The sequence below is a fragment of the Acidovorax sp. genome (assembly GCF_021287135.1).
In the GTDB taxonomy this organism is placed as follows: Bacteria; Pseudomonadota; Gammaproteobacteria; order Burkholderiales; family Burkholderiaceae_C; genus Acidovorax.
Genome location: NZ_JAJTBB010000015.1, coordinates 76,008 through 89,858, shown reverse-complemented (window position 1 = coordinate 89,858; position 13,851 = coordinate 76,008). Strand labels below are relative to the sequence as shown.

The 13,851-nt window shown below is 68.8% G+C and carries 12 protein-coding genes; 8 read left to right on the top strand and 4 right to left on the bottom strand.

Features of this window, described 5'->3' with window-relative positions; genetic code table 11:
* Positions 1-55 precede the first annotated feature (55 nt).
* Genes LWW96_RS03480 through LWW96_RS03460 form a run of 5 tightly spaced genes read left to right on the top strand, consistent with a single transcriptional unit; the run spans position 56 to position 6,311 of the window.
* On the top strand, positions 56-439 hold the full coding sequence (locus LWW96_RS03480; protein ID WP_291484277.1) for a response regulator: 384 nt from the start codon (positions 56-58) through the stop codon (positions 437-439).
* Positions 436-1,197: an HD domain-containing phosphohydrolase gene (locus LWW96_RS03475; protein WP_291484276.1), complete on the top strand. Its 762-nt coding sequence runs from the start codon at positions 436-438 to the stop codon at positions 1,195-1,197. Before LWW96_RS03480 ends, LWW96_RS03475 begins: the two co-directional genes overlap by 4 nt.
* Positions 1,194-2,009 (top strand): ABC transporter substrate-binding protein, encoded by an 816-nt coding sequence (locus LWW96_RS03470; RefSeq protein WP_291484275.1) that lies wholly within the window; start codon positions 1,194-1,196, stop codon positions 2,007-2,009. Before LWW96_RS03475 ends, LWW96_RS03470 begins: the two co-directional genes overlap by 4 nt.
* A 22-nt stretch (positions 2,010-2,031) precedes the next feature.
* Positions 2,032-4,530, top strand: a complete 2,499-nt coding sequence (locus LWW96_RS03465) for an ATP-binding protein (RefSeq protein WP_291484274.1) — start codon at positions 2,032-2,034, stop codon at positions 4,528-4,530.
* On the top strand, positions 4,527-6,311 hold the full coding sequence (locus LWW96_RS03460; RefSeq protein ID WP_291484273.1) for an ATP-binding protein: 1,785 nt from the start codon (positions 4,527-4,529) through the stop codon (positions 6,309-6,311). Before LWW96_RS03465 ends, LWW96_RS03460 begins: the two co-directional genes overlap by 4 nt.
* Before the next feature lie 16 nt (positions 6,312-6,327).
* On the opposite strand, the gene lepB is transcribed toward LWW96_RS03460, so the two are convergent.
* From lepB to dapF, 4 genes are all read right to left on the bottom strand, one after another.
* The gene (lepB, locus tag LWW96_RS03455; RefSeq protein ID WP_291484272.1) at positions 6,328-7,008 is read right to left on the bottom strand and encodes a signal peptidase I; all 681 of its coding nucleotides are present in this window, start codon (positions 7,006-7,008) and stop codon (positions 6,328-6,330) included.
* A 111-nt stretch (positions 7,009-7,119) separates the two neighbouring features.
* On the bottom strand, positions 7,120-8,085 hold the full coding sequence (locus LWW96_RS03450; protein WP_291484271.1) for a tyrosine recombinase XerC: 966 nt from the start codon (positions 8,083-8,085) through the stop codon (positions 7,120-7,122).
* Positions 8,086-8,180: 95 nt separating this feature from the next.
* On the bottom strand, positions 8,181-8,885 hold the full coding sequence (locus LWW96_RS03445) for a DUF484 family protein (protein ID WP_291484270.1): 705 nt from the start codon (positions 8,883-8,885) through the stop codon (positions 8,181-8,183).
* Positions 8,882-9,775, bottom strand: a complete 894-nt coding sequence (gene dapF, locus LWW96_RS03440) for a diaminopimelate epimerase (protein WP_291484269.1) — start codon at positions 9,773-9,775, stop codon at positions 8,882-8,884. The genes LWW96_RS03445 and dapF overlap by 4 nt, the downstream gene beginning before the upstream one ends.
* A 247-nt stretch (positions 9,776-10,022) precedes the next feature.
* On the opposite strand from dapF, the gene LWW96_RS03435 reads away from it, so the two are divergent.
* The 3 genes from LWW96_RS03435 (at position 10,023) to LWW96_RS03425 (ending at position 13,678) form a co-directional block, all read left to right on the top strand.
* Positions 10,023-12,449: an IPTL-CTERM sorting domain-containing protein gene (locus LWW96_RS03435; protein ID WP_291484268.1), complete on the top strand. Its 2,427-nt coding sequence runs from the start codon at positions 10,023-10,025 to the stop codon at positions 12,447-12,449.
* Between the two features lie 220 nt (positions 12,450-12,669).
* On the top strand, positions 12,670-13,374 hold the full coding sequence (locus LWW96_RS03430) for a glutathione S-transferase N-terminal domain-containing protein (RefSeq protein WP_291484267.1): 705 nt from the start codon (positions 12,670-12,672) through the stop codon (positions 13,372-13,374).
* Between the two features lie 106 nt (positions 13,375-13,480).
* The gene (locus LWW96_RS03425; RefSeq protein WP_291484266.1) at positions 13,481-13,678 is read left to right on the top strand and encodes a hypothetical protein; all 198 of its coding nucleotides are present in this window, start codon (positions 13,481-13,483) and stop codon (positions 13,676-13,678) included.
* The last annotated feature ends 173 nt before the right edge of the window (positions 13,679-13,851 follow it).

The window sequence follows — 13,851 nt, the reverse complement described above, 5'->3', positions numbered from 1 at the left end:
CTTCAAGAAATCATTTTTATGATAAAATTGATACATTCAAATACGACCTGCCGCCATGAGCCAACGCATCCTGATTATTGAAGACCATGCGGACATCCGCCGCCTGATCCGCATGACCCTGGAGTTCGAGGACCATGAGATCCACGAGGCGGTCAATGCCGACGAGGGACTGGCCGCCGTGCAGCAGTGGCGTCCCCAGTTGCTGCTGCTGGACGTCATGATGCCCGGCAGCATGGACGGCCTGGAGCTGTGCCGGAGGGTCAAGAGCGACCCGGCGCTGGGCTGCCCCTGGGTGGTGCTGCTGACGGCCCGGGGGCAGAGCCAGGACATCGAGGCCGGGATGATGGCCGGCGCCGACGCCTACCTGCTCAAGCCTTTCAGCCCCCTGAAGCTGATCGAGACCATCAACAGCCTGGGCACCGCGGGCGCCGCCCCATGATGCCGCCCGCCCGCGAGGCCACCCAGTTCGCGCCGGCAGCGGCGGTCCAGATGGAGACGATCATCTCCGACCTGGGGCGCATGTACCAGGAGCGCAACCAGGCGCTGCAGGAAGTGGCCCGCGCCCACCATGAGGCGCTCTTTCTGCTGGCGCAGGCGGCCGAATACAAGGATGACGACACCGGCGTGCACATCGTGCGCATCGGGTTCCTCGCCGAGGCGATGGCCCTGTTCCTGGGGCAGCCGCAGGACTATGCGCTCACGCTGCGCAAGGCCGCGCCCATGCACGACATCGGCAAGATCGGCATCCCGGACCATGTGCTGAAAAAGCCCGGCCCGTTCACTCCTCAGGAGCGCGCCATCATGAACCGGCACCCGCTGATCGGTGCGGACATCCTCGGCAAATCGCGCATTGCGCTGTTCCAGATGGCGGCCGAGATCGCCCTCACGCACCACGAGCGATGGGACGGCAGCGGCTACCCCAACCAGCTCGCGGGACGGGCCATTCCGCTGTCCGGACGCATCGTGTCGCTGGTGGATTACTACGACGCCCTGACCATGGACCGGGTGTACCGACCCGCGCTCAGCCACGAGAAGACCGTGGAGATGGTGCAGGCAGAACGGGGAAAAGCCTTCGACCCGGACCTCGTGGACTGCTTTGTGCGCCACAGCACTGCCATCCGGGCCCTGCGCGAGCGCGTCACACGCACCCGCATGGCGTTTTCGGACCTGGCAGACATTGCGCAGGAGGCCGTATGACAGCGCACGCCCCGCGCCGCCGCGCATGGGCCGCCGCGCTGGCGGCGCTCGCGGCGCTGTGGACCCTTGCCTGCCTGCCCGCCACGGCCGGCGAGGTGCTGGACCGCGTGCAGGCCCGCGGCGAGGTCCGGGTGTGCATCTGGCCGGAGTACCAGCGCATCACCTTCCGCGACCCGCGCTCAGGCCAGCTCGGCGGCCTGGACATTGACCTGGCCACCGCCCTGGCGTCCGACCTGCGGGTGCGGCTGCGTTTTGTGGACTCGTCGTTCGTGACCCTGGTGCCCGACCTCCTGTCCAGCACCTGCGACGTGGCCATGTTCGGCATCGCCATGCTGGCGCGGCGCACGGAACAGCTGCAGTTCGCCACGCCTTATCTGCAAAGCGACATCTATGCGGTGACCACCCGCACCAGCCGCGTGGTGCGCCAGTGGAGCGACATCGACCAGCCCGGCGTGCTGGTCGGCGTGCAGGCCGGCACGTTCATGGAAACCGTGCTGCGCCAGCGGCTGCAGTACGCGGGCCTGGTGTCCATCCGGCTGCCCGAGACACGCGAACGGGAACTGGCCGCGGGCCGCGTGGATGTCTTCATGACCGACTACCCCTACGGCCGCGCGCTGACCGAAAGCACGGAATGGGCAGCCTTGCTGAGCCCGCCCAAGCCCTTCCACGTGCTGCCCTATGCCCATGCCGTCAAGCCCGGCGATCCGGAATGGCTGGCCACCCTGAACGCGTTCATCGAACGCGTGCGCCAGGACGGCCGGCTGGGCGCCGCCGCCCGGCGCCACGGGCTCGAACGCATCCTCCTGAACTGACCGATTCCCCCACGCCTCCGTTATGAAACGCCCTTTTCCCCACCTCCAGCGCCGCTTCGCCGACCTCGCGAGCAGCAGGGTCCTGACCAGCGGCTTGCTGCTCATCCTGTGCGTGCTCATCGGCACGGCGGGGCTGATGTGGCTGGAGCTGCGCCGCACCGAGGCACAAGACCGCCGGCAGCTCGAACTGCTGGCCAGCGTGATGGAAGCGCACAGCACGCAGGTGTTTGACAACACCAAGCTGGCGCTGGACATCCTGGCCAAAGGCCTGGGCGCAGAGGGCCAGTCCCTTGCCCAGCTGGAGGCGCAGCAGTCCTACCGCCTGCAGGGCCTGCCGTTCCTGCGCAGCATTGCCGTGGTGAGCCCGCAGGGCCAGGTGCTGGCCTCCACCACCCCTGCGGACCGCCGGGGTCGGGTGGACCTGCAGCGCCTGCACCTGGGGGCCCTGGACGACGACCGCGTGGTCATCGGGCCGTGGGTGGGAGGGCGGACGCTGGCGCAGGGCGATCGCAGCCCGGCCGTGCCCGCCGGCCTGGGGTTCATTCCCGTGGCACGGCGCGTGCAGCTGTCGCCGGCTTCTTCGGTGCTGCTCATCGCACAGATCAGCCCGGACGCTCTGGCCACCTACCAGCAGCAGCTGATGGAAGCCGCACCCGCCCGCACCCAGGTGTTGCTGGTCCTGGACAACGGCACCTTGCTGACGCAGGTCGGCAACGACACCCTGTCTCCCAGCAGCAATCTGGGGGTGCATCCGTTGTTCCAGAAGTCCCTTCCCGGACGCAAAGGAACCTACGGGCCGCTGCCCACGTTTCGCGCCGACTCCAGCCTGGGCGCCTGGCACCTTTCCAACAGCCACCCGGTGGTGACCCTCGTGGAGCAGCCCTATGCAGCCACCACCCAGCAATGGCTGCGCTCGCTGCGCGGGCCGCTGCTGTTCATGGTGGTGGCGCTGGCCGTGATCGGGCTGCTGACCCGTGCCTCGTGGCGCAATGCCCGCGCACGGGAAGCCGCCCAGCGCGAGCGGGACGAGGCCCAGCTGGAGACGGCACGCCGGGAGCAGGAACTCTCCGTGCTGTTCAAGAGCGTGCAGGAACTCATCTTCCGCACCGACGCCGAGGGCATGATCCGCTTCGTGAATCCGCGCTGGCATGCCCTCACCAGCCAGCCCGCGGAGGCCGCCCGCGGCCAGCACCTGCGGGACGTGGTCCAGGCCGAGGACCGCGCCGCCATCGACACGCTGTTCGATGCCGCGGGGCCGGCCGGGGTGCGCATGGCCCAGGTACACCTGAGCGGCCCCGAGGGCGAGACGCGTGCGCTGGACATTGCGGTCGTGCCCCTGCGGGACCGCACGGGCAAGCTGCGCGGCTTTGCGGGCAGCGCCGCCGACGTGACCGACCTGCTGGCCGTGCAGCAGCGCCTGCAGGAGCAGCTGGAGTTCACCGCCCAGGTGCTGGAGTGCAGCCCGCTGCCCATCTGCATGACAGCGCCGGACGGGCGCCTGCTGTCGGTCAACCAGGCCTGGGAGGACTTCACGGCCCTGGACCGTGCCGACGTGCTGGGCCGCCGCAACGCCGACGTGCTGCCCTCCCACGAGGCCCAGGCCTACGGTGCGCACGACGACCAGCTGCTGCGCCAGGGCGGCCGCATCCGCTACGAGGAACGCCTGCGCCGCCCCGATGGCAGCTACCGCGACGTGCAGATCACCAAGGTGCTCGTCACCGCCCACGGCCACCAGCCGGTGGGCATCCTGACGGCCACCATGGACATCACCGAATTCCTGGCCGCCCGCGACCTGGCCGAAGAGGCGTCCCGCGCCAAGTCGGAATTCGTGGCCAACATCAGTCACGAGCTGCGCACGCCGCTGCAGTCCATCCTGGGCTTCTCGGAGCTGGGCACGGCGCGGGGGCGGCACCAGACCCAGCTGGCCTCCATGTTCGGAGAGATCCACGACGCGGGCCAGCGCATGCTGGTGCTGGTCAATGACCTGCTGGACATCGCCAAGATCGAAAGCACCGTCGGCGCCTTCCATTTCGAACGCGCTGACGTGCGCGACCTCATCGAGGACGTGGCCGCCGAGATGGAACTGCTGCTCGGCTCCAAGCGCCTGAGCCTGAGCCTGCGCCTGGGCCGCGTGCCCCTGGTGGCCAAGGTGGACCCCGCACGCTTCCAGCAGGTGGTGCGCAACGTGCTCGGCAACGCGGTGAAGTTCTCGCCCGAAGACACCATCATCGACATCCAGGCCGGCATCGCCGCCGACCACAGCATCCACATCCAGGTGCGCGACCAGGGGCCGGGCATACCGCCCGCCGAGCTTGAGACCGTGTTCCAGGCCTTCGTGCAGTCGAGCAAGACGCGCGACGGCTCGGGCGGCACGGGCCTGGGGCTGGCAATCTGCCGCAAGATTCTCACCGCGCACGGCGGCCGCATCCACGCGACCAATGCGCCGGATGGGGGTACCATCTTCCACATCATGCTGCTCACTGCCGAGTACACCGACACCATGCCGGCCACGCTCACATGATCCAGCTCCCCCGCCTCGCCCGGTGGCGGCGCAACCCCGCCCAGATGTACTTCGTGGTGGCCTGCGTTTTCAGCGCGCTGGTGCTGCTGAGCGCCTGGGCCACGATGGCGGCCCTGCTGCGCTGGCAGTGGAACGAGACGCTGAGCGCCGAGATGCGCCAGAACACCAACACCGCCCTGGCCCTGAAGGAGCACACCCTGCGCATCCTGGACACGGTGGACCAGGCGATGTCGCGGCTGGAGAACACGGCCCGCGACGGCCCGCTGGAGAGCCAGGACTTCATCAGCATCGCCAACGAAACCGGGATGGTGCCGCACATCCTGACCCAGCTGTCCTTCGTGGACGCCGAAGGCCGCTTCCAGGGCAGCAACCTCGACCCCGATGGTTCGCGCAGCAACCACGTAAACCTGCTGGAGCGCAACCACATCGGCGTGCATCTGTTGCCGCCCGCGCAGGCCCCCGGCCCGCAGGGCATGCTGTACAACGGACTCTTCATCGGGCGCGCGGTGCTGGGCAAGGTGTCGGGCGTATCCACCATCCAGCTTTCGCGCAAGGTGGTCGGCGCTGACGGGCGCACGCTCGGCGTGGTGGTGGCCTCGCTCAACCCGTCGCACTTCGCCGACGTGTACCGTGGCGTGGAGCTGGGCAGCGAGGGGGGCGTGGTGCTGGCGGGCCTGGACGGCGCCATCCGCGTGCGGGTCCTGGGTGGCGCCACCGCCAGCGTGGACAGGCCGCTGCCGCCCCCGCTGCTCACTGCAGTCCGCGACAAGAACAGCGGCGCCCTGCTGACGGGGTCCTCCGATGGGCTGTCGCGCATCATCGGCTACAGCCGGGTCGGCAGCTACCCGCTGGCCGTGCTCAGCGGCACGTCGGAGCAGCAGGCCTTTGCGCCCTGGCGCACCACGCGCAACACCGTGCTGTGGCTCACGGTGCTGCTGAGCATCATGGTGGTGGCCTTTGTCGCGGTGTTTCTGGGCAGCATCCGCCGGCTGGCCATCAGCCACGCAGCGCTGGAGCACAGCGAGGCGCATGCCCAGCGCGCCAACCAGGCCAAGAGCGAGTTCCTGGCCGCCATGTCGCACGAGCTGCGCACCCCACTGACCGGCATCCGCGGCTTTGCCGAACTGATGGAGCTGCGCAGCAAGGATCCGCAGACGCGCGAACAGGCGGGCTACATCCGCCAGGGCGCAGAGCACCTCAACGCGTTACTTACCGAGATCCTCGACCTGGCCCGCATCGAGGCCGGCGCCATGCCCACCCACTCCGAGCCCGTGCCCTTGCGGGACTTGGTGAACGAGGTGGTGGAGCTTTTCCGCGTGAGCGCAGCGGCCAAGTCGCTGGCGCTGGAGGTGACCACCGCGCCGGCGGTCCCGCAGACCGTGGTGACGGACCGCCTCAAGCTCAAGCAGATCCTGAACAACCTGTTGTCCAACGCGATCAAGTTCACCCCGGCCGGCGGTGTGCGCCTGGCCGTCGGCATGGATGCCAGCGGGCAGCAGGTGCTGCTGCGCGTGACGGACACCGGCCCGGGCATCCCCCGCGAGCTGCACGGCGTCATCTTCGAGAAGTTCAGCCAGGGCCACGCCCGCATCAGCTACGAGCACGGGGGCACGGGGCTGGGCCTGTCGCTCTCGCGTGCGCTCGCCGGGCTGCTGGGGGGCACGCTGTCGGTGGAATCGCAGGTCGGCCAGGGTTCCACGTTCACGCTTTCGCTGCCCGCCCAAACGCCCGAAACGCCCCAAACGCCTCAGGCGTCCCCGGGCGAATCCTCCCCGGCGTGAACAACGGCGACGCGCCTCAGATTCCGCGCCCGAAGCGGTCCCAGCGCGGCAGCCAGTTGGTGAGGATGTCGGCCGACACCATCACCCGCCGGGCCTGCCCGATGAGCAGGTGGCGCGGCACGAAGCCGATGTAGCGCGAGTCGGCGCTGTTGTCCCGGTTGTCGCCCAGCATCAGGTACTGCGCCGGCGGCACGGTGACGGGGCCGAAGTTCTTGCGGGCGGACACCCCTTGCAGCCACTGGACGCGCCGTTCATGCCCCTGCAGGTGCTCGGTCCACCGGACGGCAGGTACCTGGGCGCCGACTTCGGCCAGCGCTTCCACCACCGTCTCCGGTGCGTCGTAGCGGGCCGGCTCGCCATTGAGATAAAGCACCTCGTCGCGCATCTCCACGGTATCACCCGGCAGGGCGGCGATGCGCTTGATGAGCCGCGTGCCGTCCAGCGGCGAAGCAAAGGTGACCACGTCGCCCCGCTGGGGTTCCCCCAAGTGCGCCAGCACCACGTCGGTCAGGGGGAGCTTCAGGTCGTAGGCCAGCCGGTTGACGAACACCACGTCGCCCTCCAGCAGCGTCGGGCGCATGGAGCCCGAGGGAATGGGGTTCCAGTCGGCGATGGCGGTGCGAAACACCCCCAGGCACAGCAAAAAGACGATAAAGCCCCGGTTGGCCCGCAGGCCGGTACGGATCCATTGACGCATGCAGAAACCCTCTCAGGCGGCCAGAACAGAAGCGGCCGCATCGGCGTCCGAGGCGGATGCAGGCGGTTTGGTTCCCGATGGCCCCCCCGGGCCGCCGCGGGCCGGCAACGGTCAGTCCGCAGGCTTCTTGCGTGCGCGGGGGTGGGCGGCGTCGTAGACCCGCGCCAGGTGCTGAAAATCCAGCCGCGTGTAGACCTGGGTGGTGGTGATGTTGGCGTGGCCCAGCAACTCCTGCACCGCGCGCAGATCGCCGCTGCTTTGCAGCACATGGCTCGCGAACGAGTGGCGCAGCATGTGCGGGTGCACGGGCGTGGTCAAGCCGGCTTGCTGGCTGCGCTGGCGCAACCGCAGCCAGATGGACTGGGCCGTGAGCCGGGCGCCCCGCTGGCCCACGAACAGCGCCACATCCAGCCGCGCCGCGCCTGCACCGCCGAAGGGCACCGCCCGCAGCGCCAGCCAGGCCTGCAGCGCTGCCACGGCGGCCCGGCCCACGGGCACGCTGCGGCGCTTGCTGCCCTTGCCAAACACGTGGGCTTCCCCCGCCTGCAGGTCCACCCAGCCGCGGCCCTGGCGCTGCGCGTCGGCGCTGGGCGCCACATCCAGGCCCACCACTTCGCCCACGCGCAGGCCGCAGCCGTACAGCAGCTCGACCAGGGCCGCATCGCGCGCCTCCAGCCAAGGGTCGCCCCCCGTGTTGTCGTACTCGGCCAGGCGAACCGCGTCGTCCACCCCCAGGGCCTTGGGCAGCGGCTTGGGCGCCTTCGGGGCGCGCACGTCCTGCACCGGGTTGTGCGCAATGAGCCCCTGGCGGCCCGCCCAGGTAAAAAAACCGCGCCAGCCCGACAGGACCAGCGCAATGCCGCGGCCGCTGCGGCCGGCGCTGTGCATCTGCGCCACGAAGCGGCGGATGTGGGCGCTGGTGAGCTGCAGCAGCGGCAGGTTCACGCCGGCGGCGAACTGCGCCAGCCTTTGCAGGTCGAGGGTGTAGAGGGTGAGCGTCCGCGCCGCCAGCCGCTTTTCGACACGCACATGCTCCAGGTAGCGCAGTACGTGCGGGTCGGGTGGTGCCTCCGGCATCCCGCTGCGGTCCTACAAACGGCGCGCGGCGCCCGCCCGCGCAGCGCAGCGCGGCGAGAGCGGGGGGAAGGCGCGCCGCGCCTCAGGGGGGTGGCTCATTTCAGGCGCAGCAAGGCCGCGCTGGCAAGCTCCGCCATGCGCGCCAGGAAGTCGGTGCCCATGGTGGCGTCAAAGCGCTGCGGGTCGGGCGAGCCCAGCACCAGCAGGCCGAACGCCGGCGTGGCGCTGTCGATGGCGCCCGCGCGCAGCGGCAGCAGGGCCAGCGACTGGGCGGGCTCGCCGCCTTCTTCCTGGGCCTGCTGCGCCAGCCAGCCAGCGGGTTCAAAGCCCAGGTTGGGGCCGCAGAATGGCATGGTCAGGGACGAGGCGAAGGCGCGCGCATCGTCGCTGGCGCCCTGGGTGAAATCCGCATCGATGTACGGCGCCGCCACTTCCCACACCCGCACCGCAGCCTGGGGCACGTCGAACAGGGAGCGCACGCCATCCACCACCGCCTGGGGCAGGTCGAAGGGATCGCGCACCTGCAGCAGCGCGCTGGTCCATTGGTGCACCTTGTGCGCAATGGCGGCGTTCTCGGTGCTGTTGCGCACCATCTCCATGATGCGGTGTTCCAGGCCCTTGATCTTCTCGCGCAGCATTTCGGCCTGGCGCTCCTGCAGGCTCACGGCGCGCGCGCCGTGGGGGCTGGTGATCTGCACGCTGGCCAGCACCTCGGCATGGCGCTCGAAGAAGCCCGGCGTGTTCGTGAGGAACTGGGCGATGTCGTCTTCGGTGATCGGGGGAATGTGGGAGGTCGTCATACGGGGGTGTCGGGAATGTCGATCTGGCCTTCGAACACGGTAGTGGCGGGGCCGGTCATGAAAACGGAGTCGGCCTCCCGGCCGCTCCAGGCAATGGTCAGGCGACCGCCCCGGGTCTGCACGTCCACGGTGGTGTCCAGCAGCCCCAGGCGGATGCCCGAGACCACCGCCGCGCAGGCGCCCGTGCCGCAGGCCAGCGTTTCGCCCGCGCCCCGCTCGAACACCCGCAGCCGGACATGGCTGCGGTCCACGATCTGCAGGTAGCCGGCGTTCACGCGCTGCGGAAAGCGGGCATGGCGCTCGATCAGCGGCCCCGTCTGTGCCACCGGCGCCGTGTCCACGTCGTCCACCAGCTGCACCGCATGCGGGTTGCCCATGGAGACGACTGCCACCAAAACAATAGCGTCTTGCGCTTGTCCATCCAGCGCGAGCGGCCATTTTTGCCCCGAACCCTGGGCCACGGGCACCAGGCCCGCCGCGTCAAACGGCACCTTGGCGGGCTCGAACCGCGGACTGCCCATGTCCACCGTTACCCGGCCGTCGCCAGTGAGGCGCGGGGAGATCACGCCGCTCTTGGTCTGCACCCGGATCGTGTCCTTGCCGGTCAGGCCCCGGTCGTGCACGAAGCGCGCAAAGCAGCGCGCGCCGTTGCCGCACTGCTCCACCTCGCCGCCATCGGCGTTGTGGATCACGTATTCAAAGTCCACGCCGTCGGCCACTGCGCCGGGGCTGGGCGGCCGCACGGTCAGGATCTGGTCGGCGCCCACGCCAAAGTGGCGGTCGGCCAGAAAGCGGTACTGGGCCGCGGACAGGCCCAGGGGGCCGGCGGTCTCGTCGAGCACGACGAAATCGTTGCCCGCGCCCTGCATCTTGGTGAAGCGAATCTTCATAGGGCCTGATTATCCAGCCACCCAGCCAGGCCGGCGGCGCGGTGTTGAAAAACTGGCCGGAGGACGCAGAGCCCCGTGTGCTTTTCAGGCTGGCCGGAAGATACTTTTTATGCCATATTGTTACGACTATTCACCTTCCGCCCAGGGCACGCCCAGGGCACGCCCGGGGAGCGCCCCTCCCGCCTCGCTCCCGCCTTTGCCCCCCAGAGAGGAAATGCCTGTGCTGCCTTCACACCCGTTCCTGCCCATGCCTGTCCGAGCGCCCCACCGCATCGCCGCCAAACAAGGGTGGCGCACCCCCGTCCAGGCCGCTGTCTTGCTGGCCTTGTCGCCGACCCTGGCCTATGCCACCTGCACCGCGACCGGGACGTTCGTGACCTCCATCTGCGACTCCGGAGCGGGGAATACAGTCCATTTCACCAGCGATGCTTCGAGCAGCGTCAGCGTACTGACGGTGACTGACCACACGGCCAAAAGCGTTGCGCTGACTGTCGCGGAAAATCTGCTCAGCGCCGGCCCGCCGCCCATCTACGACACCACGGGCGGCCCTTACAACCAAACGCTGAACATTCAGGGTGCGACCACCCTGACCACGCCAGACTACAGCTCGGTCATCAGCCAAAGCTACAAGGCGGACCGGAACATCTCCGTCACCGTGGACCCCATGGTCCAGATCAGTTCCACCGACGGTTTCGGGGGTGTCTGGGTGCGCAACGACACCTCGGGCCACATCGTGGTGGACTCTGCGGGAATCATCGAGACCTTCAGCCCCGGCAGCAACTCCCCCGACGGCATCAACGCGGTCACGAACCTGGGCAACGCCACCCTGACCAACCGGGGCGCGGTGACCTCGCACGGCTACCGCGGTCTGTATGCCGAGAATGGTGACAGCAACAATGCCGCGCCGGTCCCTTTTACCGCCAGCATCACCAACACGGCTGGCGCCGTGGTGCAGGCCTATCTGGCAGGCGCACGCGCTATCAACTATTACGGACTCGCGTCCATTGACAACCAGGGGATCATCGCGTCAACCACGCGGCAAGGCCTGGTTGCCTGGTCGCCACTGGGCAGCGTCGAGATCACCAACAGCGGCACGGTGACGGCCGACGACGACCATGCCATCCAGGCGGCCACGGACAATGGCGCCATCACGGTGACCAACAGCGGCACGCTGACCGCCCACAACAATCCCGCCATCCCTGACGTGGGTGGCCGCGCGCTGCCCCTGTACGGCGCCATTCATGCGGCGGCGGACACGTCGGGGAATGTCACGGTGACCAACCAGGTTGGCGGCCAGATCAACGCCCCGGACGACTACGGCATCCATGCCGAGACCACTCTCGGCACCGTGACCGTCAACAACAGCGCTGCCATCACCGGAGCCAGCGGCATCAGCACCAAAGCCAGCGGGGCGGTAGACATCACCAACAGCGGCTCCATTTCTGCCGCCGGCCCGTCCGGAACCGGCATCTACGTGGCCAGCGCCAGCGGCGGGACCCTCTCCAACTCCGGGACCCTGACCGGCGCAGGCGTTGCGCTGCAGACCGACAGCGCCGCCCTGCTCGCCCAGATCAGCAACCAATCCACCGGAACAATCTCCGGAGCGCTTCACATCAATGGCAGCACCGCCGTGCAAAACGCCGGCGTGCTCTCGCTGCCGGCCAACACCACCTCGACCATCGCCGGCAGCTACGCGCAGGGCATCGCAGCGTCCACCGGCACGGTACGCACCCACATCAATGCGAGCGCGCAATTTGGCAAGCTGCAGGTGAGCGGCCCCGCAACACTGCCTGCCGGGTCCAAGATCGACGTGGTGACAGGAGATGCTGCCTCGTGCCGCAACCTTGGCACCGGCAGCACCATCCCTGGCGTCATCACCAGCACGAACCTCAGCGCAAGCACTTTCGTCGTCACGGACGACTGCAGCAACGTGGACTTCGAGGCCGTCATCAACGGCAATGCGGTGGACCTGCACGCGGTGACCCGCGTCGACGGCGCCTGCGGCACCGCGGCCAACCTGGCGGCCCTGTTCAAACCCGCAGCGAACCTGTGCGCGGAGGGAACAGCCAGTGCCGTGCAGGAGGGCAACCCCTGGACGTGGACCTGCAGTGGCGCCGCCGGCGGTGCTGCCGCATCGTGCTCGGCGCCCAACGCCCCGACCGGCAGCGGCAGCGGCGACGGCCGGGCTTCCGTGAGCGGCAATCAGTGGGTCGTGGATGAAGTCGCCTCCGGCGGGTTCATACCTCTCACGGGGCACCCCAAATCGCCCAGTATCGCGCCACCGCCCAACCTCATCTTCCCGCACGGCCTGTTCGACATCAGACTCATCAGCGGCGACCCCGGCACCTCCGCCACGGTCACCCTGACCTACCCTGCCGCCCTGCCTCCTGGCACGGTGTGGATGAAATACGGTCGCACCAACGCCAACCCGAGCCCACACTGGTACCCGTACCCAGGGGCCGTGATCGCCGGCAACACGGTGACGCTGACGCTGACCGACGGAGGCGCGGGCGACGATGACCTGGCGCAGAACCGGGTCATCATCGACCCCAGCGGCCCCGCCTACGCCCCCGCCAACAACATCCCCACCCTCTCGCAGTGGGGCCTGATGCTGCTGGCGAGCCTCCTGGCGCTGGTCAGCGGCCGGCGCCTGCGCCGGCCCCAAGCCCGCTGAGCCGAGCCGACCCGGTGGGGCCGGGGGCGCGCCGCTGCCATCGGGCAGGGCGGGCCGCTGACCGCCCCGCTGCCACGTCGGGGCGCCGTGGTGGCGCGTGCACTGGCGATCCTCTGCTGCCCGCGTGATGTCCGTGGGCAACACCGGCCTTTTGGGTTGGAATTAGGCTCGTGTCTTCCAGTTGCACCGCCACCGAAAGCCCCCACCGAAGGACCCTGCCATGCCCGATATCGCCAGCTTCCCCATCACCCGCAAATGGCCCGCACGGCATCCGGACCGCATCCAGCTGTACTCGCTGCCCACGCCCAACGGCGTGAAGGTGTCGATCGCGCTGGAGGAGCTGGGCCTGCCCTATGAGCCCCACCTGGTGAGCTTTGAAACCAACGACCAGCTCTCGCCCGAGTTCCTCTCGCTCAACCCCAACAACAAGATTCCGGCCATCCTGGACCCCAACGGCCCGGACGGAAAGCCGCTGGCGCTGTTCGAATCCGGCGCCATCCTGGTGTACCTGGCCAGCAAGACGGGCCCACTGCTGCCGCAGGACACGGCCGGGCGCTACGAGACCCTGCAGTGGGTGATGTGGCAAATGGGCGGCCTGGGCCCGATGTTCGGGCAGCTCGGCTTCTTCCACAAGTTCGCCGGCAAGGACTATGAGGACAAGCGCCCCCGCGACCGCTACGTGGCCGAGTCCCGGCGCCTGCTCAAGGTGCTGGACCAGCGCCTGCAGGGCCGCCCGTGGGTGATGGGCGACCGCTACACCATTGCCGACATCGCGATCTTCCCCTGGGTGCGCAACCTGGTGGGCTTCTACGGCGCTGGCGACCTCGTGGAGTTCGGGCAGTTCACCGAAGTGCAGCGGGTGCTGGACGCCTTTGTCGCCCGCCCGGCCGTGGCCCGGGGGCTGGGCATTCCGGCCCGCGCCTGAAGCACCCGGCTTTTTCATGCGCGTTTGATTTCGATCAGGTCGGCGGGGCTGCCGCAGCACCGGTTGCCACCTACCATGACCCCCTTTTTCTCAACAGGGAGAACCCATGGGACTGACCGTCGACGTACTGGAGGACCTGGGCGCGCGCAACCTTCAGGCCGCGGCCCAGGCAGCCCTGCAGGAAAGTGATGCCATCGCGCTGATCGAACTGCTGGAGATGCTGTGGAGCTGCGAGCTGGAGGGGGCCGGCGCCGTCATCGACGCCGTGCTGCAGCGGCTGCAGCAGTTGCGCGCGCTGCGCTGAGCCGGCGCTGGGCGGCAGCGGCCCCGGCCGGATCCCTAGGAAACCTCTGTACGAATCGAGCGGCAAGTGGGCACTGCGGATCGGGAGGGGCTGCAAGGCGCAAAACGCAGCAATAGCCGCAGCTATTGCGAGGATTTGCAACGCAGCAGACCGCCCGAGGCCGCAGATGCACA

Excerpts from the sequence above, each read along its gene's own strand:
- LWW96_RS03480 (WP_291484277.1), top strand. The coding sequence starts at position 56 with ATGAGCCAACGCATCCTGATTATTGAAGACCATGCGGACATCCGCCGC.
- LWW96_RS03475 (WP_291484276.1), top strand. The coding sequence starts at position 436 with ATGATGCCGCCCGCCCGCGAGGCCACCCAGTTCGCGCCGGCAGCGGCG.
- LWW96_RS03470 (WP_291484275.1), top strand. The coding sequence starts at position 1,194 with ATGACAGCGCACGCCCCGCGCCGCCGCGCATGGGCCGCCGCGCTGGCG.
- LWW96_RS03465 (WP_291484274.1), top strand. The coding sequence starts at position 2,032 with ATGAAACGCCCTTTTCCCCACCTCCAGCGCCGCTTCGCCGACCTCGCG.
- LWW96_RS03460 (WP_291484273.1), top strand. The coding sequence starts at position 4,527 with ATGATCCAGCTCCCCCGCCTCGCCCGGTGGCGGCGCAACCCCGCCCAG.
- lepB (WP_291484272.1), bottom strand. The coding sequence starts at position 7,008 with ATGCGTCAATGGATCCGTACCGGCCTGCGGGCCAACCGGGGCTTTATC.
- LWW96_RS03450 (WP_291484271.1), bottom strand. The coding sequence starts at position 8,085 with ATGCCGGAGGCACCACCCGACCCGCACGTACTGCGCTACCTGGAGCAT.
- LWW96_RS03445 (WP_291484270.1), bottom strand. The coding sequence starts at position 8,885 with ATGACGACCTCCCACATTCCCCCGATCACCGAAGACGACATCGCCCAG.
- dapF (WP_291484269.1), bottom strand. The coding sequence starts at position 9,775 with ATGAAGATTCGCTTCACCAAGATGCAGGGCGCGGGCAACGATTTCGTC.
- LWW96_RS03435 (WP_291484268.1), top strand. The coding sequence starts at position 10,023 with ATGCCTGTCCGAGCGCCCCACCGCATCGCCGCCAAACAAGGGTGGCGC.
- LWW96_RS03430 (WP_291484267.1), top strand. The coding sequence starts at position 12,670 with ATGCCCGATATCGCCAGCTTCCCCATCACCCGCAAATGGCCCGCACGG.
- LWW96_RS03425 (WP_291484266.1), top strand. The coding sequence starts at position 13,481 with ATGGGACTGACCGTCGACGTACTGGAGGACCTGGGCGCGCGCAACCTT.